Source organism: Streptomyces sp. NPDC029169 (genome assembly GCF_055563935.1).
This window is the reverse complement of sequence record NZ_JBVHXA010000001.1, coordinates 44,067-66,031: the sequence shown is the minus strand read 5'-3', so window position 1 is coordinate 66,031 and position 21,965 is coordinate 44,067. Positions and strand designations below refer to the sequence as shown.

The 21,965-nt window shown below is 71.2% G+C and carries 16 protein-coding genes; 4 read left to right on the top strand and 12 right to left on the bottom strand.

The genetic code is table 11. The annotated features are described in order from the left end of the window. Positions 1-4: 4 nt before the first annotated feature. From ACZ4VI_RS00270 to xylA, 8 genes are all read right to left on the bottom strand, one after another. Positions 5-844 carry a DUF6807 domain-containing protein gene (locus ACZ4VI_RS00270; RefSeq protein ID WP_467995208.1) on the bottom strand — a complete coding sequence of 280 codons (840 nt, stop codon included), beginning with the start codon at positions 842-844 and terminating at the stop codon, positions 5-7. Continuing rightward, positions 841-2,019 carry a Gfo/Idh/MocA family protein gene (locus ACZ4VI_RS00265; protein ID WP_467995206.1) on the bottom strand — a complete coding sequence of 393 codons (1,179 nt, stop codon included), beginning with the start codon at positions 2,017-2,019 and terminating at the stop codon, positions 841-843. The genes ACZ4VI_RS00270 and ACZ4VI_RS00265 overlap by 4 nt, the downstream gene beginning before the upstream one ends. Beyond that, positions 2,016-2,942, bottom strand: a complete 927-nt coding sequence (locus ACZ4VI_RS00260; RefSeq protein WP_467995205.1) for a carbohydrate ABC transporter permease — start codon at positions 2,940-2,942, stop codon at positions 2,016-2,018. The genes ACZ4VI_RS00265 and ACZ4VI_RS00260 overlap by 4 nt, the downstream gene beginning before the upstream one ends. Further along, positions 2,939-3,898, bottom strand: a complete 960-nt coding sequence (locus ACZ4VI_RS00255; protein ID WP_467995203.1) for a carbohydrate ABC transporter permease — start codon at positions 3,896-3,898, stop codon at positions 2,939-2,941. The genes ACZ4VI_RS00260 and ACZ4VI_RS00255 overlap by 4 nt, the downstream gene beginning before the upstream one ends. An 89-nt stretch (positions 3,899-3,987) precedes the next feature. After that, positions 3,988-5,730 carry an L-arabinonate dehydratase gene (gene araD / locus ACZ4VI_RS00250; RefSeq protein ID WP_467995201.1) on the bottom strand — a complete coding sequence of 581 codons (1,743 nt, stop codon included), beginning with the start codon at positions 5,728-5,730 and terminating at the stop codon, positions 3,988-3,990. Next, complete coding sequence (locus ACZ4VI_RS00245; protein WP_467995200.1) at positions 5,727-6,635, bottom strand: dihydrodipicolinate synthase family protein; 909 nt, start codon at positions 6,633-6,635, stop codon at positions 5,727-5,729. Before ACZ4VI_RS00245 ends, araD begins: the two co-directional genes overlap by 4 nt. A 4-nt stretch (positions 6,636-6,639) precedes the next feature. Further along, complete coding sequence (locus tag ACZ4VI_RS00240) at positions 6,640-7,281, bottom strand: GntR family transcriptional regulator (RefSeq protein WP_467995198.1); 642 nt, start codon at positions 7,279-7,281, stop codon at positions 6,640-6,642. A 156-nt stretch (positions 7,282-7,437) separates the two neighbouring features. Next, positions 7,438-8,607, bottom strand: coding sequence for a xylose isomerase (gene xylA / locus ACZ4VI_RS00235; RefSeq protein WP_467995195.1), 1,170 nt, complete (start codon positions 8,605-8,607; stop codon positions 7,438-7,440). Between the two features lie 142 nt (positions 8,608-8,749). Between xylA and xylB the strand changes: the two genes are divergently transcribed. After that, on the top strand, positions 8,750-10,237 hold the full coding sequence (gene xylB, locus ACZ4VI_RS00230) for a xylulokinase (protein ID WP_467995193.1): 1,488 nt from the start codon (positions 8,750-8,752) through the stop codon (positions 10,235-10,237). Positions 10,238-10,382: 145 nt separating this feature from the next. Here xylB and ACZ4VI_RS00225 read toward each other — a convergent pair whose 3' ends face one another. From ACZ4VI_RS00225 to ACZ4VI_RS00215, 3 genes are all read right to left on the bottom strand, one after another. After that, positions 10,383-13,319: a hypothetical protein gene (locus ACZ4VI_RS00225; protein ID WP_467995191.1), complete on the bottom strand. Its 2,937-nt coding sequence runs from the start codon at positions 13,317-13,319 to the stop codon at positions 10,383-10,385. After that, positions 13,316-13,756 carry a hypothetical protein gene (locus tag ACZ4VI_RS00220; protein WP_467995190.1) on the bottom strand — a complete coding sequence of 147 codons (441 nt, stop codon included), beginning with the start codon at positions 13,754-13,756 and terminating at the stop codon, positions 13,316-13,318. The genes ACZ4VI_RS00225 and ACZ4VI_RS00220 overlap by 4 nt, the downstream gene beginning before the upstream one ends. Positions 13,757-13,965: 209 nt before the next feature. Next, positions 13,966-16,797: a glycoside hydrolase family 3 C-terminal domain-containing protein gene (locus ACZ4VI_RS00215; protein WP_467996239.1), complete on the bottom strand. Its 2,832-nt coding sequence runs from the start codon at positions 16,795-16,797 to the stop codon at positions 13,966-13,968. Between the two features lie 384 nt (positions 16,798-17,181). Between ACZ4VI_RS00215 and ACZ4VI_RS00210 the strand changes: the two genes are divergently transcribed. The 3 genes from ACZ4VI_RS00210 to ACZ4VI_RS00200 are packed head-to-tail and all read left to right on the top strand — an operon-like array spanning position 17,182 to position 20,842. Beyond that, complete coding sequence (locus ACZ4VI_RS00210) at positions 17,182-18,900, top strand: type 2 periplasmic-binding domain-containing protein (protein ID WP_467995188.1); 1,719 nt, start codon at positions 17,182-17,184, stop codon at positions 18,898-18,900. Positions 18,901-18,902: 2 nt separating this feature from the next. After that, positions 18,903-19,919, top strand: a complete 1,017-nt coding sequence (locus tag ACZ4VI_RS00205) for an ABC transporter permease (protein WP_467995186.1) — start codon at positions 18,903-18,905, stop codon at positions 19,917-19,919. Continuing rightward, positions 19,916-20,842 (top strand): carbohydrate ABC transporter permease, encoded by a 927-nt coding sequence (locus tag ACZ4VI_RS00200; protein WP_467995184.1) that lies wholly within the window; start codon positions 19,916-19,918, stop codon positions 20,840-20,842. The genes ACZ4VI_RS00205 and ACZ4VI_RS00200 overlap by 4 nt, the downstream gene beginning before the upstream one ends. 97 nt (positions 20,843-20,939) lie before the next feature. Here the strand turns inward: ACZ4VI_RS00200 and ACZ4VI_RS00195 are convergent, their stop codons facing one another. Continuing rightward, on the bottom strand, positions 20,940-21,959 hold the full coding sequence (locus ACZ4VI_RS00195; RefSeq protein WP_467995182.1) for a LacI family DNA-binding transcriptional regulator: 1,020 nt from the start codon (positions 21,957-21,959) through the stop codon (positions 20,940-20,942). Between the last annotated feature and the right edge of the window lie 6 nt (positions 21,960-21,965).

The following is a 21,965-nucleotide window of genomic DNA, read 5'->3' as shown; positions in this document are numbered from 1 at the left end:
CCGCTCACGCGGTCACCGCCTTGCGTACGAGCGCGGCGGCCCCGTCCCGGTCGAGCCGGCCGTCGGCGACGACGGTGACCACGCGGCGTACCAGCGTCCCACCGGCCGCGAGGACCAGCCGCTCGTCGAAGGCCAGGGAGGATCCGACCCCCGGGTACTCGGCGGCGCGCACGAACCACGGGTCGCGCCGGGTCTCCTCGGTGGCCCCGGCGAAGACCAGGGTCCAGTCCCGGCCGGCGAGAGCGACCCAGTCGGCGCGGGCGCCGTGCACGGCTCGTTCGCCCTCCGCGTCCGGGCCGAAGACGTCCGGCGCGGCGGCGGCCAGCGGTGCCCGCCAGAAGAATCCGCCGTAGGCGGCACCGGGCCGGCCGTTGGTGGCCGGGCTGCCAAAGGACAGCTCCTCGCCCGAGGCGTTGGCCAGCGAGAAGGTGAGGTCCAGCGCCCAGGCGGTGTCGTCGAGCGGGGTGGCGGCGACCGTCCGGTGCTCACGGAGCAGGACGCACTCCCCGGCGATCCAGCTCAACTCCTCCACGAAGCCGTCGGGGTCGCGGAGCTTGAACCCGTCGTGCCGCTGCATGCCGTGGTTGTCGAGCTCGGTCGGGCCCTGGTCGCGGACGAACGTACGCCCGCCCCAGAAGTTGAACCCCGCGACGTCGGGGACGGCGACCCCGGCACCCAGATGGTGCGGATGGTCCTCGGGCAGCTGCTCGGTGACCCTGACGCCGCCGAGGGTGGAGACGGGATGCAGGTAGGGGCGCGGGGAGTGACCGGGGGCGAGCTCGGGCCGCAGGACGTAGCGCGCGACCGCGCGGCCGGCGCAGCGCAGCACCGTCGTAGCGTTCATCGGGATACCGCCTTCGCGGTCAGCGGCGCCCAGGGGGCGTCGAGCTCGGAGTAGAGCCTGAGGGTGTCGGCGCTCGCGGCGACCAGGCCGCCGATGCCGTGCACCACCCGGCGCGGCGCGCTCTCGCCCGGCTCGGAGCGCCAGGCGTCCGCGGGGAGTTCCACCGGATCGGGAGCGAGCCGGACCGCCTCGACGACCCGCATGAACGCGCCGGTCGCCTCGGGCGGTACGAGCAGCTCGGTGCCGTCGGTGAGATGGGCGACCAGGTTCTCCAGCAGGTCGGTCAGCCCGTGCACGGACTCCTCCGGGCCGTGCCCGGCCCGTTGGAGCAGCACCCGGTCCTGCTTGTACCAGAAGGTGATCCGGCCCCGGGTCCCGTGCACGACCACGTACGGATCCGAGGACCTCTCCGCGCAGAGCGTCGCGGCGACGGTGACCTGGGTGCCGTGGGTGGTCAGGATCCGCACGCACGACGTGTCGTCGGACTCGATGGCGTTGGCCCGCAGCAGCTCCGTCTCGATGAACTCGACGTCCTCGGCGTGCGTGCTGCCGTCCAGCGCGAGCGCGGTCGCCACGGCGTGCGCGAGCGGATTGGTCAGGGCGCCGTCGACGACGTCGACGCCGCCGATCCGCCGCCGGCCGGCCCAGGGAACGCGCCGGAAGTACGCCTCGTCGCGGACCCAGGCCCCGGCTCCGCCGACGCCGAGGAGTTCGCCGATCGCCCCCTCCGCGATCAGCCGGCGGATCGCCGGGACGGCGTGCGAGCCGAGCGACTGGAAGCCGATCTGACAGGCCACTCCGGCCGCGGCCACCCCGTCCGCCATCCGCCGGAACTCGCCGTACGACGGAGCCGGTGGCTTCTCCAGGAGCAGATGCGCCCCGTGGCGGGCGGCGATCAGGGCCAGGTCGGTGTGCGTCTGGATGGGGGTGCAGACGACAGCGATCCGGGCACCCGTCGAGGCGAGCAGCGCACCGAAGTCGTCGGACTGCTCGGGTGAACCGAAGCCGTCCAGTTCCGTGGCGTCCAGCGGCCGCAGCTCGCAGATCCCGGCGAGCCGTACCAGGCCGAGGCGTTCGAGCCGGCGGATGTTCACCAGATGGGAGCGGCCGTGGCCGCGGGCGCCGGCCAGGACGACAGGGAGGGGTTCACGAGCGGTGTCGGGTACGGTGCTCATCCCTTCACCGCCCCCGCGCTGAAGCCGGTGACGAGCCACTTCTGGATGAAGGCGAACACGATCACCACGGGCAGAGCCGCGATCACACCGCCGGCGGCGAGCGCGCCGAGGTCCACACTGTCCGCGCCCATCAGGGTGTTGAGGCCGACCGGGATGGTCTGCTTCTCCTGGCTGCTGAGGAACATCAGCGCGAACAGGAAGTGGTTCCACGAGTGGACGAAGGCGAACGAGCCGACGGCCACCAGACCCGGGCGCAGCAACGGCAGCACCACGATGCGGAAGGCAGTGAACCGGCTGCAGCCGTCGACCCAGGCGGCCTCCTCCAGGGAGTATGGGACGTTCCTGATGAACCCGCTGATCAGGATCATCGACAGCGGTAGCTGGAAGACGGTCTCCGCGATGATGACGCTGCCCAGCGAGTTGATCATGCTGAGGTTGGCGAAGATCTGGAACAGCGGGACGAGGAGAAGGGCACCCGGGACGAACTGGGAACAGAGCAGGGCCAGCATGAAGCCCTTCTTGATCCGGAAGTCGAACCGGGCCAGCGCGTAGCCACCGGCGAGCGCGACCACCGTGGTCGTCACCAGCGTCGCCAGGCCGATAAGAAGGCTGTTCTGGAAGAAGGTGCCGAAGGCCCGCTCCGTCCACACCTTCTCGAAGTGCGCGGTCGTCATCGGCCACGGCAGCAGCGAGGTGGAGCCCGCCGGGCGGACCGCGAAGAGCAGGATCCAGTAGAAGGGGATCAGGGTGAAGAGGAGGTAGATGCCGAGCGGCACGTAGATCTGCCAGCGCGGTGCCTCGTCCCAGGCGCGCCGCCGCCTGCGGCTGCGAGTCGGAGGGGTACGGGTAGGGGGTGCGGTGTCCATGTCGGCCTCGGTGGCCGGCGCCGCCGGTGCCGTGGACATGGCGTCCTGGGCTATCACTTGCTCTCGCCTCCGAACTTGCTCAGGCGCAGATAGACCATCGAGCAGAAGAGAAGGATCACGAACGCCACCGTCGTCAGGGCGGAGGCGTAACCGAAGTTGTGGGCGTCGACACTGGTGTTGGCGATGTAGAGGGGGAGCGTGGTCGTCTCGCCCGCGGGACCGCCGCCTGTCAGGGTGTAGAGCAGGTCCACGTTGTTGAACTCCCACACCGCGCGCAGCAGGGTGGAGAGGATGATCGCGTCCTTCAGGTGCGGCAGCGTGATGTGGACGAACTGCCGTATCCGGCCCGCCCCGTCGACCTCGGCCGCCTCGTACAGATCCTTCGGTACGGACTGGAGGTCGGCGAGGATGAGGATCGCGAAGAACGGCACCCCACGCCACAGATCGGCGACGACCACCGCGGAGAAGACCGTGGACGTGTCGGACAGCCAGGACGTCCCGTACTCGCCGACGCCCATGTCGGCGAGGTAACGGGTAATACCCGTCTGCGAGTTGTAGAGCAGGACCCAGATCGCCGAGGTGAGCACCCCGGACACGGCCCACGGGGAGAAGACCAGTGCCCGGCCGAGCGCCCGGCCGACGAAGGTCTGGTTGACGATCAGGGCGAGCGCGAGGCCGAAGAGGAGCTGCAGGGTGACCTCGACGGCGACCCACTTCAGGCTGAAGGTCAGCGTTCCCCAGAAGTGCGGGTCGTCGGTGAAGATCCGGGTGAAGTTGTCGAAGCCGGCGAAGCCGTTCCGCCAGGGCTTCGTCGGGTTGTAGTGCTGCAGGCTGTAGTAGAAGACGCTGAGCACGGGGTAGGCGATGAAGCCCAGCATCAGCAGCGCGGCAGGGGCGATCAGCAGATACGGCAGACGGCGTGGCGCCGCTCCCGTGCGGCGGCGACGAGCGGGTGCCTGGGATGTCTCGGGTGTCGTGGCTGCCTTGGGCGGCGGGGTCACGGCTGTGGCCATGACGGCGGCTCCGTTCTCGGGCGCGAAGCGCTTCGCAGACGGTGTTCGAAATACCGAACAGATGGAACAGGGTGGACCGGCTCGGGGCATCAGCCCGCGTACGGATCCGGAGTCGTTCCCGGCCTGGCCAGGAACTCGAAGTCGCAACCGGTGTCGGCCTGGGAGATCTGCTCGGAGTACAGCGCGCCGTAGCCGCGCTCGTAACGCTTCGGCGGGGGAGTCCACTCGGCCCGTCGGCGCTCCCACTCCTCCTCGTCGACGTCCACATGGAGCGTGCGTGCGTCGACGTCCAGGGTGATGAGGTCGCCGGTGCGGACGAGGGCGAGCGGCCCGCCGACGTACGACTCCGGTGCCACGTGGAGCACGCAGGCGCCGTAACTCGTCCCGCTCATCCGGGCGTCGGAGATCCGGACCATGTCCCGCACACCCTGCTCAAGAAGGTGACGGGGGAGGGGCAGCATGCCGTACTCCGGCATCCCCGGACCGCCCTTGGGCCCGGAGTTGCGCAGGACAAGGACGTGGTCGCGGGTGATCCCGAGCTCCGGATCGTCGATGGTCCGCTGCATGGTGCGGTAGTCGTCGAAGACCACCGCGGGCCCGGTGTGCTTGAGCAGCTCCGGCTCGGCGGCGATGTGCTTGATCACCGCGCCGTCCGGGCACAGGTTGCCGCGCAGCACCGCGACCCCGCCCTCTTCCGTGAGCGGGCGCGAACGCTCCCTGATGACCTCGTCGTTGTGCACGAGGGCGCCGTCGAGCTGCTCCCGCAGCGTCGCGTGGGCGACCGTCGGACGGTCGAGATGGAGCAGATCCGTGAGCCGCGAGAGGAAGCCCGGCATGCCACCGGCGAAGTGGAAGTCCTCCATCAGGTACTGGCCGCCGGGGCGGAGGTTGGCGAGCACCGGTACCGTCCGCGCGATGCGGTCGAAGTCGTCCAGGGTCAGCTTCACCCCGGACCGCCCGGCCATGGCGATCAGATGGATGACCGCGTTGGTCGACCCGCCGAGCGCCAGGACGGCGGCGACCGCGTCCTCATACGCCTCACGGGTCAGGATCCGCGACAGTCGCAGGTCCTGCCGGATCAGTTCCACGATCCGCATCCCGGAGGCGGCCGCCATCCGGTCGTGGCCCGAGTCGACCGCGGGGATCGAGGAGGCGCCCGGCATCGTCACCCCGAGCGTCTCCGCCGCGGCAGTGAGGGTGGAGGCCGTGCCCATCGTCATGCAGTGGCCGGGGGAGCGGGCGAGCCCGTTCTCCAGCTCGGCCATCTCGCTGTCGCCGATCAGACCGGCCCGCCGGTCGTCCCAGTACTTCCACATGTCCGTACCGGAGCCGAGGGTCTCACCGCGCCAGTGGCCCGGCAGCATCGGCCCGGCCGGCACGAACACGGTCGGCAGGTCCACCGACGCCGCGCCCATCAGCAGCGCCGGGGTCGACTTGTCGCAGCCGCCCATCAGCACCGCGCCGTCCACCGGGTACGAGCGCAGCAGCTCCTCCGTCTCCAGGGCGAGGAGGTTGCGGTAGAGCATGGGGGTCGGCTTCTGGAAGGTCTCCGAGAGGGTGGAGACGGGGAACTCCAGCGGGAAACCGCCCGCCTGCCACACACCGCGCTTCACGGCCTGGGCGCGGTCGCGCAGATGGACATGGCACGGGTTGATGTCGGACCAGGTGTTGAGGATCGCGACGACCGGCTTGCCCAGGTGCTCCTCGGGGAGATAACCGAGCTGCCGCGTACGGGCACGGTGGCTGAACGAGCGCAGTCCCTCCGTCCCGTACCAGCGATGGCTGCGCAGCTCCTCGGGCCTGCGCCCGCCCTGGGACTCGCGCGTACTCATGCCTGCCATCCGGCGGCTATGGCGGCGACCTCGGCGCGGGCCGGCTCGGGCAGTTCGCGGCTCGGCGGGCGGATGTCCCGGCGGCACAGACCGAGCGCGGCCAGCGCCTCCTTGACGACCGTGACATTGTCCGCGCTGCCGTTCGCGGCCCGCAGCTCCTCGAAGCGGCGGATCCGCTCCCACACCTTCATCGCGGTCGGATAGTCCCCGGCCCGCAGCGCATCGCGCATCTCCAGGGACACCGAGGGCGCCACGTTGACCAGGCCCGAGGTGAAGCCGGTGGCGCCGCTCGCGAAGTACGAGGGCGCGTACGGCTCGGCAAGACCCGCCACCCAGACGAAGCGGTCCAGACCGGCGTCCCGGGCGAAGCCGGCGAAGCGCGAGGCGTCCGGGACGGCGTACTTCACCCCGATCACGTTCGGGCACAGCGAGCCGAGCTCCGCGAGCCGGGTGCCGCTCAGCCGCGGCTGCCGGATGTACGGCACGATGCCGAGCTCGGGCACGGCCTCGGCGACCGCGCGGTGGTAGTCGACCCAGCCGCCCTCGGAGACGTACGGATGCACGGGCTGATGGACCATCAGCATGCGTGCTCCGGTGTCCCGGGCGTGACGGGCGGCGGCCACGGCGGTCGGCACGTCGTGGCCGACACCGACCAGGACGACGGCGCGGTCGCCGGCCTCCTCGACGGTCAGCTCGGTGACGAGGTGGCGCTCCTCGGGGGTGAGGGCGTAGAACTCGCCGGTGTTCCCGTTCGGCGTGAGGGTGCGGACGCCACCGTCGAGCAGCCGCCGCAGCAGCGCGCGATGGGCGCTGGCGTCCACCGAACCGTCCTCCGCGAACGGCGTCACCGGGATCGCCACCACATCGGCGAGCGCGGCCTTCTCGGTCTCGAAATCCCTGGTCACTCGGTCACTCACCGTCTTCGGGGAAGGCACGCTCGACGAACGAGGCGATGTGGTCGTACACGGCGAGGCCGGTCGCGGCGGAGTCGCCGGCCAGCGCGAGCCGCAGGATCTCCTCGTGCTCGGCCGCCTCGCGCTCCCAGGAGGGCGTCGAGGCCCAAGCGACGGTCGACACCAGGGCGGCCTGGTCGCGGACCTCGTCCAGCATCCGGCCGAGCAGGGGATTTCCGCAGGGCAGATAGAGGGCGCGGTGGAAGTCTCGGTTGGCCAGGGAGCGTTCGGCCTGGTCCTCGGCGGTCGCGGCCCGCCGGAGCGCGTCCCGCGCCTCGTCGAGCGGCGAACCGGCGACGACGGTACGGCGCACGGCCTCCGGTTCAAGAAGCAGCCGTACGTCGTAGACGGCCCGGGCCATGTCGGCGTCCACCATCCGTACCGTCACGCCCTTGTACTGGCTCATCACCACGAGGCCGCTGCCGGCGAGCGTCTTGAGGGCCTCGCGCACCGGGGTCTTCGACACCCCGAAACGGGCGGCGAGCTCGGTCTCCACCAAGGCCTGGCCTGGAGTGAGACCGCCGGTCAGGATGTCGTGTTTGATCGCCTCCAGGACGTACTGGGTGCGGGACGGGATGGGACTGGGGGCGAAGGCCATGACGCACTCTCAGATCTCGTGTATCGCGTCTCATATATGACGTACGAAGTGCAACGCGGTTGAAGCTAAGGGTGCGTTGATGTTTCGTCAATGCTTCGCGCACGATTCCTGGAAAGCGCTTGCTGGCCTCCGTCCCCTCGGTGATCCTTGATCCTGTCAGCGGACGGCGAGCAGGTGCTCCAGGGCGAGCTGGTCAAGCCGCTCGAAGGCCATCGACCGCTCGGCCGCCGCCGTCACGTCGAAGTCCTCGAACGCGCCGGTGTCCGCGAGCAGGCCGGCGAGGCCGTCGGGAGCTGTGGGGGCGGCGAGTTCGGGCAGCCGGGAGGCGGCCAGCGCCTCCTGGACCTCGGGATCCGCGCGGAAGGCGGCGGCACGCTCCTTCAGGATCAGGTAGTTGCGCATGCAGTTCTTCGCGGACTCCCACACCCCGTCGAAGCCGTCCGTGCGCACCGGCTTGAAGTCGAAGTGCCGCGGCCCCTCGTATCCCGCCGTCTCCAGCAGGTCCACCAGCCAGAACGCCTGGCGCAGGTCCCCGGCCCCGAAGCGGAAGTCCTGGTCGTACTTGATGCCCGACTGGCCGTTGAGGTCGATGTGGAAGAGCTTGCCGGCCCAGAGTGCCTGCGCGATGCCGTGCGGGAAGTTCAGCCCGGCCATCTGCTCGTGGCCCGTCTCCGGGTTCACGCCTACGAGCTCGGGCCGCTCCAGGCGCTCGATGAAGGCCAGCGCGTGGCCGATCGTCGGCAGCAGGATGTCGCCGCGCGGCTCGTTCGGCTTGGGCTCGATGGCGAAGCGCAGGTCGTAGCCCTGCTCGGTGACGTACTGGCCGAGCAGGTCGAAGGCCTCCTTCATCCGGTCGAGGGCCACCTGGACGTCCTTCGCCGCGCCCGACTCGGCGCCCTCGCGGCCGCCCCAGGCGACGTAGGTGGTGGCGCCGAGCTCGACAGCGAGGTCGATGTTCCGGATCGTCTTGCGCAGGGCGTAACGGCGCACGTCACGGTCGTTGGCGGTGAACCCGCCGTCCTTGAAGACGGGGTGGGTGAAGAGATTCGTCGTGGCCATCGGCACCTTCAGGCCGGTGCGCTCCAGGGCGGCCCGGAAGCGCTTGACCACGGTCTCGCGCTCGGCCTCCGGCGCGCCGAAGGGGATGAGGTCGTCGTCGTGGAAGGTGACGCCGTACGCCCCCAGTGCGGCGAGCCGCTCGACCGACTCGACGGGGTCGAGCGCGGGGCGGGTCGCCTCGCCGAAGGGGTCGCGGCCCTGCCAGCCGACGGTCCACAGGCCGAAGGTGAACCGGTCCTCGGGGGCGGGGGTGAAGCGTTCAGTCATGGTCTGTCCCATTTCCTTCGATCCATGGGGAAAGAGGGGCGTGGCGAGGCCTGGCCCCTCTATTTGTTTTCTGAGATAACTAATACCGGCACGGGCGGTCCCGCGCCAGAGTGGTCAGGCGGTTCGACGAAAGGTGAGACCCATGGCGAGGACGCGCCCCGCGCGCCCGGTCGTGATCGGTGTGGACAGTTCCACCCAGTCCACGAAGGCGGTCGTCGTGGATGCGACCACCGGTGCCGTACGCGGCCTCGGACGGGCTCCGCACACGGTCACGGGGGAGGGCGGAGCCCGCGAGAGCGACCCCGAGCAGTGGTGGTCCGCGCTGCGCGAGGCGGTCGCGGCGGCGCTGGCCGCCGCCGGCGTACGACCGTCGGCCGTCACCGGCATCGCCGTCGCCGGCCAGCAGCACGGCCTCGTCCTCCTCGACCCGGCGGGCCGCCCGCTGCGCCCCGCGGTCCTCTGGAACGACACCCGCTCGGCGCCGCAGGCCGCCGAACTCACCGACGCGCTCGGCGGCCCGGACGGCTGGCTCGCCCGGACCGGCTCGCTGCCGGTGGCCTCCATGACCGCCACCACGTGGCAGTGGCTGCGCGCCCATGAACCCGCCGTGGCGGCCGCGGCGGCGGCGGTCCGGCTGCCCCACGACTTCCTCACGGAGCGGCTCTCCGGCGTCGCCGCAACCGACCCCGGGGACGCCTCCGGCACCTGCTGGTACTCCACGGCGACCTCTGCCTACGACCCCGAGATCCTCCGGCTCCTCGGCCTCGACCCGGCCCTGCTGCCGGCCGTCGCCCCGAGCGGGGCCACCCGCGTCGGCACGCTCACCGCGGACGCCGCCCGGGCCCTCGGACTGCCGTCCGGCGTCGCCGTCGCCGCCGGTACGGGAGACAACATGGCCGCCGCCGTCGGCCTGGGCCTCGGCGGCGCGGGGCTCCTCGATCATCCCGTCGTGAGCCTCGGCACCTCGGGAACGGTCTTCGCCGCCACGGGTACCCGTCCCGCCGCACCCGGCCTGGCGGGGTTCGCGGCGGCCGACGGTACGTACCTGCCTCTGGGCTGCACCCTCAACTGCTCACTGGCCGTGGACCGGTTCGCCGGGCTGCTGGGCCTCGACCGCGAGGACGCCGGGCCCGGCGACGGGGTCGTCGTCCTGCCCTACCTCGACGGCGAACGCACTCCCGACCTGCCGCACGCCACCGGCCTCGTCACCGGCCTGCGCCACACCACCACGCCACAGGCCATCCTCGGCGCGGCCTACGAGGGCGCCGCGTTCACCGTGCTGCGCGCCCTCGACGACCTCCTCGCCGCCTGCGGCCTCGATCCGGCGGACCCGGCGGTACGGGACCGTCCGCTGCGCCTGATCGGCGGCGGCGCCCAGGGCCGTGCGTGGCGGGACACGATCCGCCGCCTCTCCGGTCGGCCCCTGGTCGTGCCCACCGCGACCGAACTCGTGGCCCTCGGCGCGGCCGCCCTCGCCGCCTCCGCCGCGACCGGCGAGGACCCGGTCGCTCTCGCCACGACGTGGGGAACGGGACACGGCGAGACAGTGGAGCCGGTCGCCCGCGACGAGGAGACGTGGGACCGGATCGCGACGGTCCTGGACCGAGCCGCGCCCAGCCTCCTCACCTGACCCGCACCCGCCACCACGGCTTCGTGCCCGCCCCCCTTCGCACCCTCCGAGGACTCCGATGAAGTTCACCGAAGGCTTCTGGCTGATGCGCGAAGGCGTTCACGCCTCGTATGCCACCGACGTACCCACCATGCCCCGACGGCGGTCAGCCGGCGCTGCCACGGAAGGGCCGTCGGTGGCGGCGGGCTTCGCGACGGCTCGTACGCGCGTCGTGGTGGCAGCCCGCCATCTTCTGACGGGCCGCCAGCATCCTCAGCATCCAGATGAGCTCCTTGCGGTTCCTCGGGTCCATCGCCGCGAGTCGGCGGTAGGCCTCCACCGCCCGCTCCATCGCTTCGAGGGCCTCCGGACGGCGGCCCGCCCTCCACAGTTCGTCGCCGATCGACAGCAGCGTGGAGGCGAGCAGGTATGTATAGCCCGACGGATCGTGCCGGGCCAGACCCCGCTGCACGTCGGCGACCTCCTCCATGAGAGGGATGTCCGCGGGTTCGCCCACCCGCGGGCATGCCCTGTACAGGCGGGGCAGGAGATGCTTCCCGTACCTCGTCACGTCCACGCGGGCCATGTACCGGAACACCGCGAGTTCCACGGCGTCCACGGCGTCCGAAGCCTCCTGGGGGTCGTATTCCACGTAAGGGAGGCCGGCGCGACGGCTCGCCGGGGGCGGACCGAAGGAGAGCAGCTCGGCCTCGTCGAGAGCCGTCCGCGCGTCCGCGGGCCGGCCGGCCGCTGCGAGGGCCCTGGCGTGGATCCGGAGGGACTGTTCGAGATCCTCCGCCAACGCGAACCGGTTCGCCTTCACCCGCCGACGGTTGATCTCCACCGCGCGGGCGCTCGCCGCCAGGGCCCGCTCACGCCAATCGGTCCCGTCTCGCAGCTGCGGGCTCTGGGTCAGCAGGAGACGTGCCAGGTTGGTCAGGGCCGTCGCCAGTGGCCCTTCGCGGACCGGCGAACCGCTGCCGGTCTCGCGCTCCAGGAGGAGGACCGCGGCGTGCGTCGCGGCGAGCGCGGCCGGCTCCCGCAAGGCGGCCAGCAGGGTGACACCCAGGCCGAGGAACTGGAGGCCCAGCGTGTGTTCGTACACACCGGGACGCTCCTCGGCCAGCAGGCTGACCAGTTCCAGCGATTCGGCGTACGCACGCAGGGCTTCGATGTCCCGCCCGCTCTGTCGAAGCACTGCCGCGTAGTTGGTCAGGGCATCGGCCAGTGGGGCTCGGTGGGTGCCCGGGTCGGTCGACGCCAGACGGCGCAGGACCTCGACCGCGCGGCCGCCCGCCTCGACGGCCTCCGGCAGGCGGTCGAGGTGGTTGAGGCTCGCGCAGAGGTTGTTCAGCGCCATCGCCAGGCCTGCCGTGTGCCCCGCCGGGTCCCGTGCCGCCAGACCGTCGTACAGCTCGACGGCCCGTACGGTGGCGGCGTTCGCATCGAGGAGCCGTCCGGAGCCCACCAGGGCGAAGGCGAGTTTGGTGTGCACCTCGGCGTGCCTGACCGGGTCGTCGGAGGTGGCCAGCCAGTGGGCGGCGAGACGTTCGACGAGGACGGTGCGGGGTGGGTCGAATTCGGGGCTCTCATGGGTGGGCAGCTCCGCCTCGATGGCCTCCAGCAGCCCGAAGTCGATGTCGTCCAGGGCCAGAAGTGTGCCGAGCGCCGGGCCCCCGGCCGCGACGGCGAGCCAAGGGGCCCGTCGCAACAGCGGGTACAACTGGTCGTGGCGCACATGCGGCCAGCGCGCGGCGGAGGCGGCCAGGAAGGTCAGCGCGCGCGGTGCCCAGGAGGCCGCCGTCCGGTCCACGCCGCGCGGCAGCAGCGCGCGGAGGGTCGGCGGAGCCCAGGGGGCCGAGGGATAGGCGGTCTCGGCGCTGTGCCCGGGGAGGGTGAGGGCGAGGAAGTCCTCGGCGAGCCGGTCCGGCAGCAGGGGTTCGAGTACGGTCGACCGGTCGGGTTCGGGCGGCGGGTAGCAGGTCGTGTGGTCCGTGAGGGTCCGCTCGGCAGGGTGCTTCAGGGCGGGAGAGTTCGCGGCCACACGCTCGACGACGCCGAGTCCGGTACGCCGGGCGACCGGCCCCGTGAGGGCAGCCGCGAACACCGTCCGGTTCATCACCTCGGGCGGCGTGGTCCAGGTCCGTCCGACCGCGGCGGGGCGGCGGCCCGCGTCCTGGGTGTGGAGCCGGGCCCAGTGGGACCTTTCCCGGTTGAGCAGGTACGTGACCAGAAAGGCGGCGTCCGTGGGTGGCCGCTCGCCGGTCACGTGGGCGTCGACGGCCACCAGGGCGGCCATGTGGATGCTGAGCGTCAGCCCGAAGTCGCCCCCGTCCAGGGACATCGGCGGCTGAACCTCCGCGGCGGACGCCAGGTTGCGGCAGGCGGCGAAGGCATCCCGGGCGACACGGAACATCTCCGCGCGCGGCCCGCCCTCCCCACCCTCCCCGCCCGGCAGCGGCTCGAGGATCTGGGTGGAGGTGGCGGCCCCGACGTCGTTGAGAGTGGCCTGCACGGCCGGCCACATGTCGGAACTGCGAGCCAGCAGTAGCACGCGCGTCGGCAGGCCTGAGCGGTGGAGGAGCCGGTTGCTCAGGAGCCAGGTCAGATGCGGCAGCGGCCAATGGTCGGCGTAGTCGACGACGAGGAGGAGCCCGGCCGCGTCGTCGGTCCCCAGATCCACGCTCTCGTCGGCGGCGGGTGCCAACACGTTGCCCGGGCCGTGGATGGCCCTGACCACCTTCCAGCCGTCCGCGAGGGCTTCCCGGGCGAGGGCCGCCGCGAGGCGGCTCTTGCCCTGGCCGCCGGGTCCCTGAAGCCACCGAACGGCCAGGCGGCGCCTCGAGGAGCGCCAGGCGTGCAGATCGGCGAGCTCCTCGGCCCGGCCGGTGAACGGCACGATCTCGTGGCGGGCGCTCAGCATGCGGCTGGGCAGCTCCTGCAGCCACTCAGGATCCGCCTCCGGGGCGGGGCGCCAGTTCTCCAGTACGTAGACGGGCAGCCCGTCCACGTAGACGTGGATGTCACCCCCGATCACCGCGTAGGCGAACCCGCCCTTCGCGCTGACGTGTTGGCGTGCGGCGGAGGGGTCCTGACCGCTCATGCGGGGGCGTCGCCGGAGGCCGGACGGTGATGGTGCACCTGGACGCTGCTGCCGGGCCCCTGTGCTCCGAAGGCCGCGCCGCCCGCGTGCGCGGTGATGTGCTGAGACCAGCTCTGCGCGGCGTGGGGCAGGGCGGCCTCCTCGACCAGGGCCCGCAGCTCGTCGGCCGCCTCGGGGTGGTCGCGCAGCAGCGCGGCGATCCGGCGTGCCCACGGACGCACCAGGTCGCCGCGGACGCCGTCGGTGTCCTCGCCCTCTTCGAGGACGAGTTCGGCGTCGCCGTCCAACTGGGCCCGCAGGGCCGCCGCTCGATCCTCATCCCGGCGCCGGAAGAGTTCCACGACCCGGTCCCGTGTGCCTTCCCAGACGTTGGTGGCCATCGCCGCCACGAGGGTGGTCGCCCCGGTCATGGCCAGGACGGTCATCGGATCCGACATCAGAACCCCTGTCACTCGCTGAAGTTGCCCGATTCAGACTAGTGACGGTGCGGTGCTCCTCCCGCTCGAATCCCTCGATGGAGTGGCGTGGAGACCGGTGCCTGTCCTCCACGAGATCTCAGGTGCGCCGTTTCGTCTCGCGCACAGCGCGGGGCCCGGCACCGGAAGGCATCGGTGCCGGGCCCTGCTGGTCGACTTCGGCCGGACCCTCAGCCGGCGAAGTCGACCCGCGCGAGCCGAACAGGCCCGCGCAGCCTGATGTGCAGGTCCGTCACGCCGCGCGCGAGGATCCCGGCACCGAGGGTGGTGTACGCGTACCGGCCGCCGGTCGCCGGGACGTCGATCACGACCGGCGCCGTCCGGCCGCCGAGCGCCAGCTCGACCCGGCCTTCGCCCGCGACCTCGACGGCCACCTCCGTCACGCCGTCCCCGAAGTCGCAGTTCAGGAAGACCAGTTCGCCCTCGCGCGCTTCGCCGGCGGGCGTCACGGCGTCGCCCGACACCTTCGTCCGGTCCACGATCTCCGTGCCCGTCTGCTCGTCGTAGTCGACCGCGGCGAGACCGCCCTCAAGCACTGGACGCGGACCGGGGCGCACCCTGTCGAGCTCGACCGTGACCGAGCGCCGCACGTCCGCGCTGGACGCGCCGACCTGGATCTCGTACGCCCCGGGCTCCACCGTCCACCGGCCGTGCGCCACGTCCCAGAAGCCGAGCGAGGAGCGCGGGACCTCGAACGACACCGTCTCGGAGGCGCCCGCCGCCAGGTGCAGTCTGCGGTGGGTGAGGAGTTCGCGGTGCGGGCGCGGTACGGAGGGGGCCACGGCCCGCGCGTACACCTGCACGACCTCGTCCGAGGCGACGGCGCCCGTGTTGGTGACGGTGCACGTCACCCGTACGACCTCCGCGTCGACCGAGGCCGACAGCTCCTCGTAGGCGAAGGAGGTGTACGACAGGCCGTGGCCGAAGGGGAACAGCGGAGTTCCGTCGAAGTACAGATACGTCTGGCGGCTGCCGATGATGTCGTAGTCGAGGATGCCCGGCAGGTCGGCGTCGGAGGCGTACCACGTCTGCGGCAGTCGGCCGGCGGGGGAGACGTCCCCGGCGAGCACCCTCGCCAGCGCCGTGCCCGCGGCCTGGCCGCCGTGTGCCGTCCAGAGCAGGGCGGGCAGCGTGGCGGCGGCGTCGGGAACGGCGTACGGGTAGGCGGAGACGAGGACGAGGGCGGTACGGGGGTTGGCGGCGTGGGCGGCCCGCCACAGCCGCTCCTGGTGGGCGGGCAGCGCGAGCGTCGCCCGGTCCTCCGTCTCACGGCCGCACAGATGGGGGTCGTTGCCCGCCACCACCAGGACCACGTCCGCTTCGCCGGCGGCCCGGGCCACCGCGTCCTCGCCCCGCTCGACGGTCTCGATCGTGAAGGTCTCGGCCGATGCGCGGTCGGCGGCAACCTTTACGCCCTCGGCGGCGACACACACGTATCCACCGGTCGCGACGTGCACGAGGAGGTGCCCCGAGTCATGGCCCGTCCCCCGTGCCTCGAACCGGAAGGCCTCCTGGACGACCCAGCCCCCCGGCTGGTCGGCCGAGGCCCGTACCAGGCGGTCGTCGGCGACGGACAGATACCGGCCGTCCGGCGCGCGCAGCGTCAGCAGGCCGCCGCCCCAGTCGATCAGCGCGAACTCCGAGCCCTCGGCGTCCGTGGTCAGCGCCGGAAGGTCGGTACGCCCGGCGAGGAGGGCCGGGTCCAGAGCGCCCTCCGCGCCACGCGTCTCGTCCGCGACGCCGCTCTCCGGAACCCGCAGCCGGGCACCGGACTCGGTCCTCAGCCGCACCCGGTCCACGCCCTCGGCGAAGACGAGGTGCTCGGCCCCGAACCGTTCGCGCACTCCGTCCAGCGGGGTGGAGCGGCGCAGCAGACTCCCGCTGTACCAGTCGAGCTTGCACGCGTCGCCGAGCAGCCCGACCACCGCGATCCGGGTGCCGGGGCGCAGCGGCAACAGCGGGTTGCCGTCCTCGGCCGGACCGTTCTTGAGCAGCACGACGGCCTGCTCCGCCGCCTCCTGGGCCAGCGCCCGATGAACGGGCGTGTCGAAGTCCTGTTCGTCGGCGTAGGGGTCGAGCCCGGGATCGAACTCTCCCAGGGCGAAGCGCACCGCCAGCCGGCGACGCACGGCGGTGTCGATGTCCTCCTGGCCGATCAGCCCCTGCTCCAGCGCGCCCCGCAGCCGGACCACGGTCGTCGTGCTGTCGGCGCCGTGGTCCGTGAACGAGTCCACGCCGGCGAGCAGCGCGGCGGCGGTCGCCTCCTCGTGCGTGGCGAAGTACCTCTCGGAGTCGACGAGATGGGAGGGCGCCCCCGCGTCGGAACAGACCAGCAGCTCCTGTTCCGTCCAGGTCCGCAGGTGCTCGCGCAGATACGGCGAGAGGTGGTTGGGACGGCCGTTGACCAGGTTGTAGGCAGGCATGACACCGGCCACTGCGCCCGCCTCGACGGCGCCGCGGAAGGCCCGCAGGTCGTACTCGTGGAGAACGCGCGGACGGACCGACGCGGACGAGGTGTCACGGTCAGCCTCGTTGTTGTGGGCGAGCCAGTGCTTGAGGACGGGCGCCGTGCGCCAGTACGTGGGGTGGTCGCCGCGCAGCCCCCGGGTGTACGCCGTCGCGAGGGCGGAGGTCAGGCCCGGGTCCTCCGAGTAGCCCTCCTCGCCGCGGCCCCACAGCGGGTGGCGCAGCAGATTCACCGTCGGGGCCCAGACGTTGAGCCCGACACGGTCGTCCTTGGCGCGCATCGCGCGGGCCTCCCGCGAGACGGCCTCGCCGACCCGGCGCACGAGCGCCGGATTCCAGGTGGCGCCGAGGCCGACGGCCTGCGGGAACACGGTGGCCGGGCCCATCCACGCGACGCCGTGCAGCGCCTCCTGTCCGGTGCGGAACGCCGCGAGGCCGAGGCGGGGAACGGCCGGGGCGAACTGGTGCAGCATCGCGATCCGTTCAGCCGGGGTCAGCCGGTCGAGCAGGTCATCGACGCGCCGGCCGACAGGCATCGCGGGGTCACGGAAGGGCGGCCGTTCTGCGGTCACGTGCACATCCCTGGGCAGTGGAGGGTCTCGGCACTTTTCGAAGCGCTTCGATGCTCTGCCTGAGGCCGGGACCATGTCAAGGCACATGGCGCGATCGGCCCCCTCCAGGCTCCCGCACTCAAGGGATCCCGTGGCGCGGCGAGTTGGTCGAGGAATCTTGGGATCGACTCTTGCCGGGCCGGTGGGCTTCACTTAACCTCGCAGCAACATATCGAAGCGCTTCGACGCAGGGACTGCGTCGACAGCGCCGCGGGTCGCCGTGCCCGCCAGCCTGCCCGCCTCACACATCGCAGCCGACCGGCGGTACGCCCCGCCGGATGTCCTGGCGCGCCACGAAGGGTTGACGCAATGACGCCGAACGCCGTCACCACGGGTTCCCCGAGTTCCTCAGGGATCTCCGGGGGTTCCTCCCCGAGCCGGAGAGGCTTCCTCGGATCCACCGCCGTCGCCGCGGTCGCCGTGGCGGGCGGAATGCCGCTGCTCGCGGCCTGCGGCGGCGGGGAGACCGGGAAGAAGGACGGCACCACCACAGGCAAGGACGCGCAGAAAATCCTCCCGTCGTACGTCGCGCGTACCGTCGTCACCCCCGACATCGCCCCGAAGAACGGCTCGGCGGCCGGATTCACCCGCCCCATCGCCACGGCGCAGCTCGCCACCTCGGTCGCCGCCAAGCGCGGCAAGGGCAGCACGATCCGCGTCATGGCCCCTCTCTGGGGCACCCCGCCGGCCAACGACAACCCGTACTACACGGCCATGAACGAGGCCATCGGCGTCAAGACCGTCTGGCAGAACCAGGACGGCAACGTCTACGACCAGAAGCTCGGCGCCGTCCTCGCCTCCAGCGACATTCCCGACCTCGTCGTCGTCCCCGGCTGGAACCTCGGCGGCAAGATCCCCAGCGCCATCAACGCCAAGTTCGAGGACCTCGGCCCGTACCTCTCGGGCGACAAGGTCAAGGCGTACCCGAACCTCGCCGCCATCCCCACCGACGCCTGGCAGCGCTCCATCTTCGGCGGCAAGCTGCGCGGACTGCCCATGCCGGCCTCGTACGTCACCAACATCGCGCCCTTCTACCGCAAGGACATCTTCGACACCAAGGGCTGGCAACTCCCCAAGAGCGCCGAGGAGTTCTTCGCCCTCGCCAAGGAGATCACCAGCGCCAAGGCGAAGGTCTGGGCCTGCGACGACATGACGTGGACCGCGTTCAACATGTTCGGGGTCCTCTCCGGCAGCGAGAAGTCGCTCGGCTGGCACATGGTCGACGGCAAGCTGATCAACCGCATCGAGACGCAGGAGTACCTCGAAGCCCTGGAATGGACCCGCAAGCTCTACGACGCGGGCCTGGTCCACCCGGACGCCAAGGCGCAGAACCAGGGCGACGCCGGCAACCGGTTCACCGCCGGACAGGTCCTCATCTACAACAACGACCTCTCCCACTGGTACGCCAAGACCACCGAACAGGCCGCTCAGAACCCGAAGTTCGCCATCTCCGCCATGGACATCCCCGGGCACGCGGGCGGCAGTCCGAAACTCTGGGCCACGAACCCGGCCAACATCTGGGCCTTCGTGAAGAAGGGCAGCTCCAAGGCGGTCATCGAGGACATCCTCGCCATCGCCGACTTCACCGCCGCTCCGTACGGCACCAAGGAGCGGATGCTCACCGACTACGGCGTCGAAGGCGTCGACCACACCGTCAAGGACGGCCTTCCGGTCAAGACAGACCAGGGCAACAACGAGGTCAACAGCTCCTGGCTCTTCGTCGCCAGCCCCGCCCCCTACGTCGCCCACCCCGACACCCCCGAGGTCACCCGGGCGATGGCCGAGTGGCAGCAGCGCATGGGCGCCTTCACGAGCAAGTCCTCCTTCTACGGGATGACCGTCACCGAACCCTCCCAATGGACCGGCCTGATGAACGACTTCGAGCAGCTGGAGAAGGACATCGTCCGCGGCCGCAAGAAGATCTCCGACATGCAGCAGGCCGTCTCGGAGTGGAAGAGCAAGGGCGGCGACCAGCTGCGCGACTGGTACAAGAAGCTGCTCGACTCCAACGGGTCCGCGGCGAGCTGACCGTGGCCACGCTCAACCCTCACAGGCCGGACCGTGGGTACAAGCCCCGGCGTACCGCGCCGGGCGGCGGCCCCTCTCCCCGGCCGTCGGCGAAGGTCCCGCTCGGCCGCCGGCTGAAGCGGGACCGCACCCTGCTCCTCATGACGCTGCCCGCGCTCGTCCTGGTCCTGGTCTTCAACTACATCCCGATCCTCGGCAATGTGATCGCCTTCCAGGACTACGACCCGTACGTCTCCACCAACGGCGTCACGGCCATGCTGGAGAGCCCCTGGGTGGGCCTCGTCCAGTTCGAGAAGGTCCTCTCCGATCCCTCGTTCTGGCACGCCGTGGAGAACACCTTCGTCCTGTTCCTCCTCCAGCTCATCCTCTACTTCCCCGTGCCGATCGTCCTCGCACTGCTCATCAACAGTGTCCTGCGGCCCCGGGTACGGGCGGTCATCCAGGCGGTGCTCTACCTGCCGCACTTCTTCTCCTGGGTCCTGGTCGTCACCGTCTTCCAGCAGATCCTCGGCGGCGCCGGCATCATCGCGCAGACCCTGCGACAGCACGGCCGCGAGGGTTTCGACCTCATGACCGACCCGGAGATCTTCAAGTACCTGGTCACGGCGGAAGGCATCTGGAAGGACGCGGGATGGGGCGTCATCGTCTTCCTCGCGGCTCTCGCCGCCGTCAACCAGGACCTGTACGAGGCCGCGGCGATGGACGGCGCGAACCGATGGCGCCGGATGTGGCACGTCACGCTTCCGGCGCTGCGCCCGATCATCGCGCTGCTCCTCGTCCTGCGGGTCGGCGACGCGCTCACCGTCGGCTTCGAGCAACTGCTGCTGCAGCGCGACGCGGTCGGCCCCGGCGCGGCGGAGGTCCTCGACACGTTCGTCTGGTGGACGGGTCTGCGCAGCCAGGACTTCAGCTACGCGGCCGCCGCCGGACTGATCAAGGGAGTCGTCGGCCTCGTGCTCGTGCTCTCGGCGAACAAGGCCGCCCATCTCATGGGCGAGCAGGGGGTGTACCGGAAATGACCACCACAACGACGACCCGGCCCGGCCGCTGGGCCGCCCCCGCCCGCCCCGTCTGGGAGGAACCGCCCACCCGCACCGGCCTCACCGCCAAGGGGGCGGTTCTCGCACTGGCCTGCCTCGCCGTGCTCTTCCCGCTCTGGATCGTGATCGTCACCAGCATCTCCTCCAAGAAGACGATCACGGAGGCCGGGGGGCTGGTCATCGTCCCGAAGGACATCACCTTCATCGCCTACCAGGAGCTGCTGAGCGGCGGCCAGGTGACGCGCGCCGCGCTCGTCAGCGTCGGTGTGACGGTGACCGGCACGCTGTTCTCGATGACCGTCTCGATCCTCTGCGCCTACGGCCTCTCCCGGCCGGGCTCACCAGGCCACCGCGCCATCCTGCTGACGCTCATGGCGACGATGTTCTTCGGCGCCGGCCTGATACCCACCTACCTGCTCGTGCAGACACTCGGCCTCACCGATACATACCTGGCGCTGATCCTGCCGAGCGCCGTGAGCGTCTTCAACATCCTGGTGCTGCGCGGGTTCTTCATGGGTGTCTCGCCCGAACTCATCGACAGCGCGCGCATCGACGGAGCCGGCGACCTGCGCATCCTCTGGCAGATCGTGATGCCGCTGTCCCGCGCGGTGATCGCCGTGATCACCCTCTTCTACGCGGTCGGGTACTGGAGCGCCTGGTTCAACGCCTCCATCTATCTGAGCGACCAGAGGATGATGCCGCTCCAGAACGTCCTCATCCAGCTCGTGCAGAAGCAGGAGATCCCGGTGGGGCTGGGCCAGGCCGTCAAGGCCGGCCCGCTGTCCGGGGTCGCCGTCCAGATGGCCGTGATGGTGCTGGCCCTCCTGCCGGTCGCGGTCTTCTCCCCCTTCGTCCAGAAGCACTTCAAGAAGGGCATGCTCACCGGCGCGGTCAAGGGCTGAGCCGCCCCCCCCGCATCCTGTTCGCCGGTGACGACAACCCGGAGCAGTGGCCGGAGGAGACCTGGCAGGAGGGACGTCCGCCAGAACAACCTGACGGTCAAAGCGAGTTGAATCCGGACGCCGGTCCCGAGCTGTCCCGCACGGTCAGCTCGGGCGGCAGGAGGACGATCTCCTCGCCCTGGTCGCCCCGCAGCTTGGCCATGAGCATCTCCACCGCCCGCCGCCCGAGTTCCTGAGCGGGTACCGCGACGGACGTGAGCCGTACGGAGGCCTGCGTGGCGACCTGTTCCGGGCAGACGGCGACCACGGACACGTCCTCCGGCACGGCCCGCCCACCCTGGCGCAGAAGGGCGAGCAGAGGCTCCACCGCCGCCTCGTTCTGCACGACGAACCCGGTGGTTCCCGGCCGTTCGTCGAAGATCCTCGAGAGTGTCCCGGCGAGGGGGCCGTAGCCACCCTCGCAGGGCCGGTGCAGCACACTGATCCCCCGCCGCACGGCGCGGTCGCGCAGCCCGGCGAGGGTCCGCTCGGCGAAGCCGGTGTGGCGTTCATAGACGCCGGGGGCCTCGCCGATGACGGCGATGTCCCGGTGACCGAGCTCCGCCAGATGGTCGGCGCACAGCGCGCCGGTCGCCGTGAAGTCCAGATCGACGCAGGTCAGCCCCGAAGGGTCGGCCGGCAGTCCGACGAGGACCGCAGGCTGGCCGCCTTCGCGGAGCAACGGGAGCCGTTCGTCGTCGAGTTGGATGTCCATGAGGATCATCGCCTCTGCGAGCCCGCTGCCGGTGACGCGTTGCACCGCGGCGGGTCCCTCCTCGCCCGTGAGGAGGAGGACGTCGTAGCCGTGGACGCGGGCCGCGGTCGCGACGGCGAGGGCGATCTCCATCATCACGGGGAGGTACATGTCGGTGCGCAGCGGCACCATCAGGGCGATGATGCGGGACCGGCTGCTGGCAAGGGCCCTGGCTCCCGCGTGGGGGTGGTACCCGAGGTGCTCGACGCTGTCGAGGACGCGCTGCCGGGTGACGGCGGAGATGGGGCGCTTGCCACTCAGGACGTAGCTGACCGTGCTGGCCGACACTCCGGCGTGCCGGGCTACCTCGGCAAGGGTGACCATCCACAC

Bases quoted from the DNA above. Each gene is read 5' to 3' on its own strand.
- ACZ4VI_RS00270 (WP_467995208.1), bottom strand. From the start codon at position 844: ATGAACGCTACGACGGTGCTGCGCTGCGCCGGCCGCGCGGTCGCGCGC.
- ACZ4VI_RS00265 (WP_467995206.1), bottom strand. From the start codon at position 2,019: ATGAGCACCGTACCCGACACCGCTCGTGAACCCCTCCCTGTCGTCCTG.
- ACZ4VI_RS00255 (WP_467995203.1), bottom strand. From the start codon at position 3,898: ATGGCCACAGCCGTGACCCCGCCGCCCAAGGCAGCCACGACACCCGAG.
- araD (WP_467995201.1), bottom strand. From the start codon at position 5,730: ATGAGTACGCGCGAGTCCCAGGGCGGGCGCAGGCCCGAGGAGCTGCGC.
- ACZ4VI_RS00240 (WP_467995198.1), bottom strand. From the start codon at position 7,281: ATGGCCTTCGCCCCCAGTCCCATCCCGTCCCGCACCCAGTACGTCCTG.
- xylA (WP_467995195.1), bottom strand. From the start codon at position 8,607: ATGACTGAACGCTTCACCCCCGCCCCCGAGGACCGGTTCACCTTCGGC.
- xylB (WP_467995193.1), top strand. From the start codon at position 8,750: ATGGCGAGGACGCGCCCCGCGCGCCCGGTCGTGATCGGTGTGGACAGT.
- ACZ4VI_RS00225 (WP_467995191.1), bottom strand. From the start codon at position 13,319: ATGAGCGGTCAGGACCCCTCCGCCGCACGCCAACACGTCAGCGCGAAG.
- ACZ4VI_RS00220 (WP_467995190.1), bottom strand. From the start codon at position 13,756: ATGTCGGATCCGATGACCGTCCTGGCCATGACCGGGGCGACCACCCTC.
- ACZ4VI_RS00215 (WP_467996239.1), bottom strand. From the start codon at position 16,797: ATGCCTGTCGGCCGGCGCGTCGATGACCTGCTCGACCGGCTGACCCCG.
- ACZ4VI_RS00210 (WP_467995188.1), top strand. From the start codon at position 17,182: ATGACGCCGAACGCCGTCACCACGGGTTCCCCGAGTTCCTCAGGGATC.
- ACZ4VI_RS00200 (WP_467995184.1), top strand. From the start codon at position 19,916: ATGACCACCACAACGACGACCCGGCCCGGCCGCTGGGCCGCCCCCGCC.
- ACZ4VI_RS00195 (WP_467995182.1), bottom strand. From the start codon at position 21,959: ATGGTCACCCTTGCCGAGGTAGCCCGGCACGCCGGAGTGTCGGCCAGC.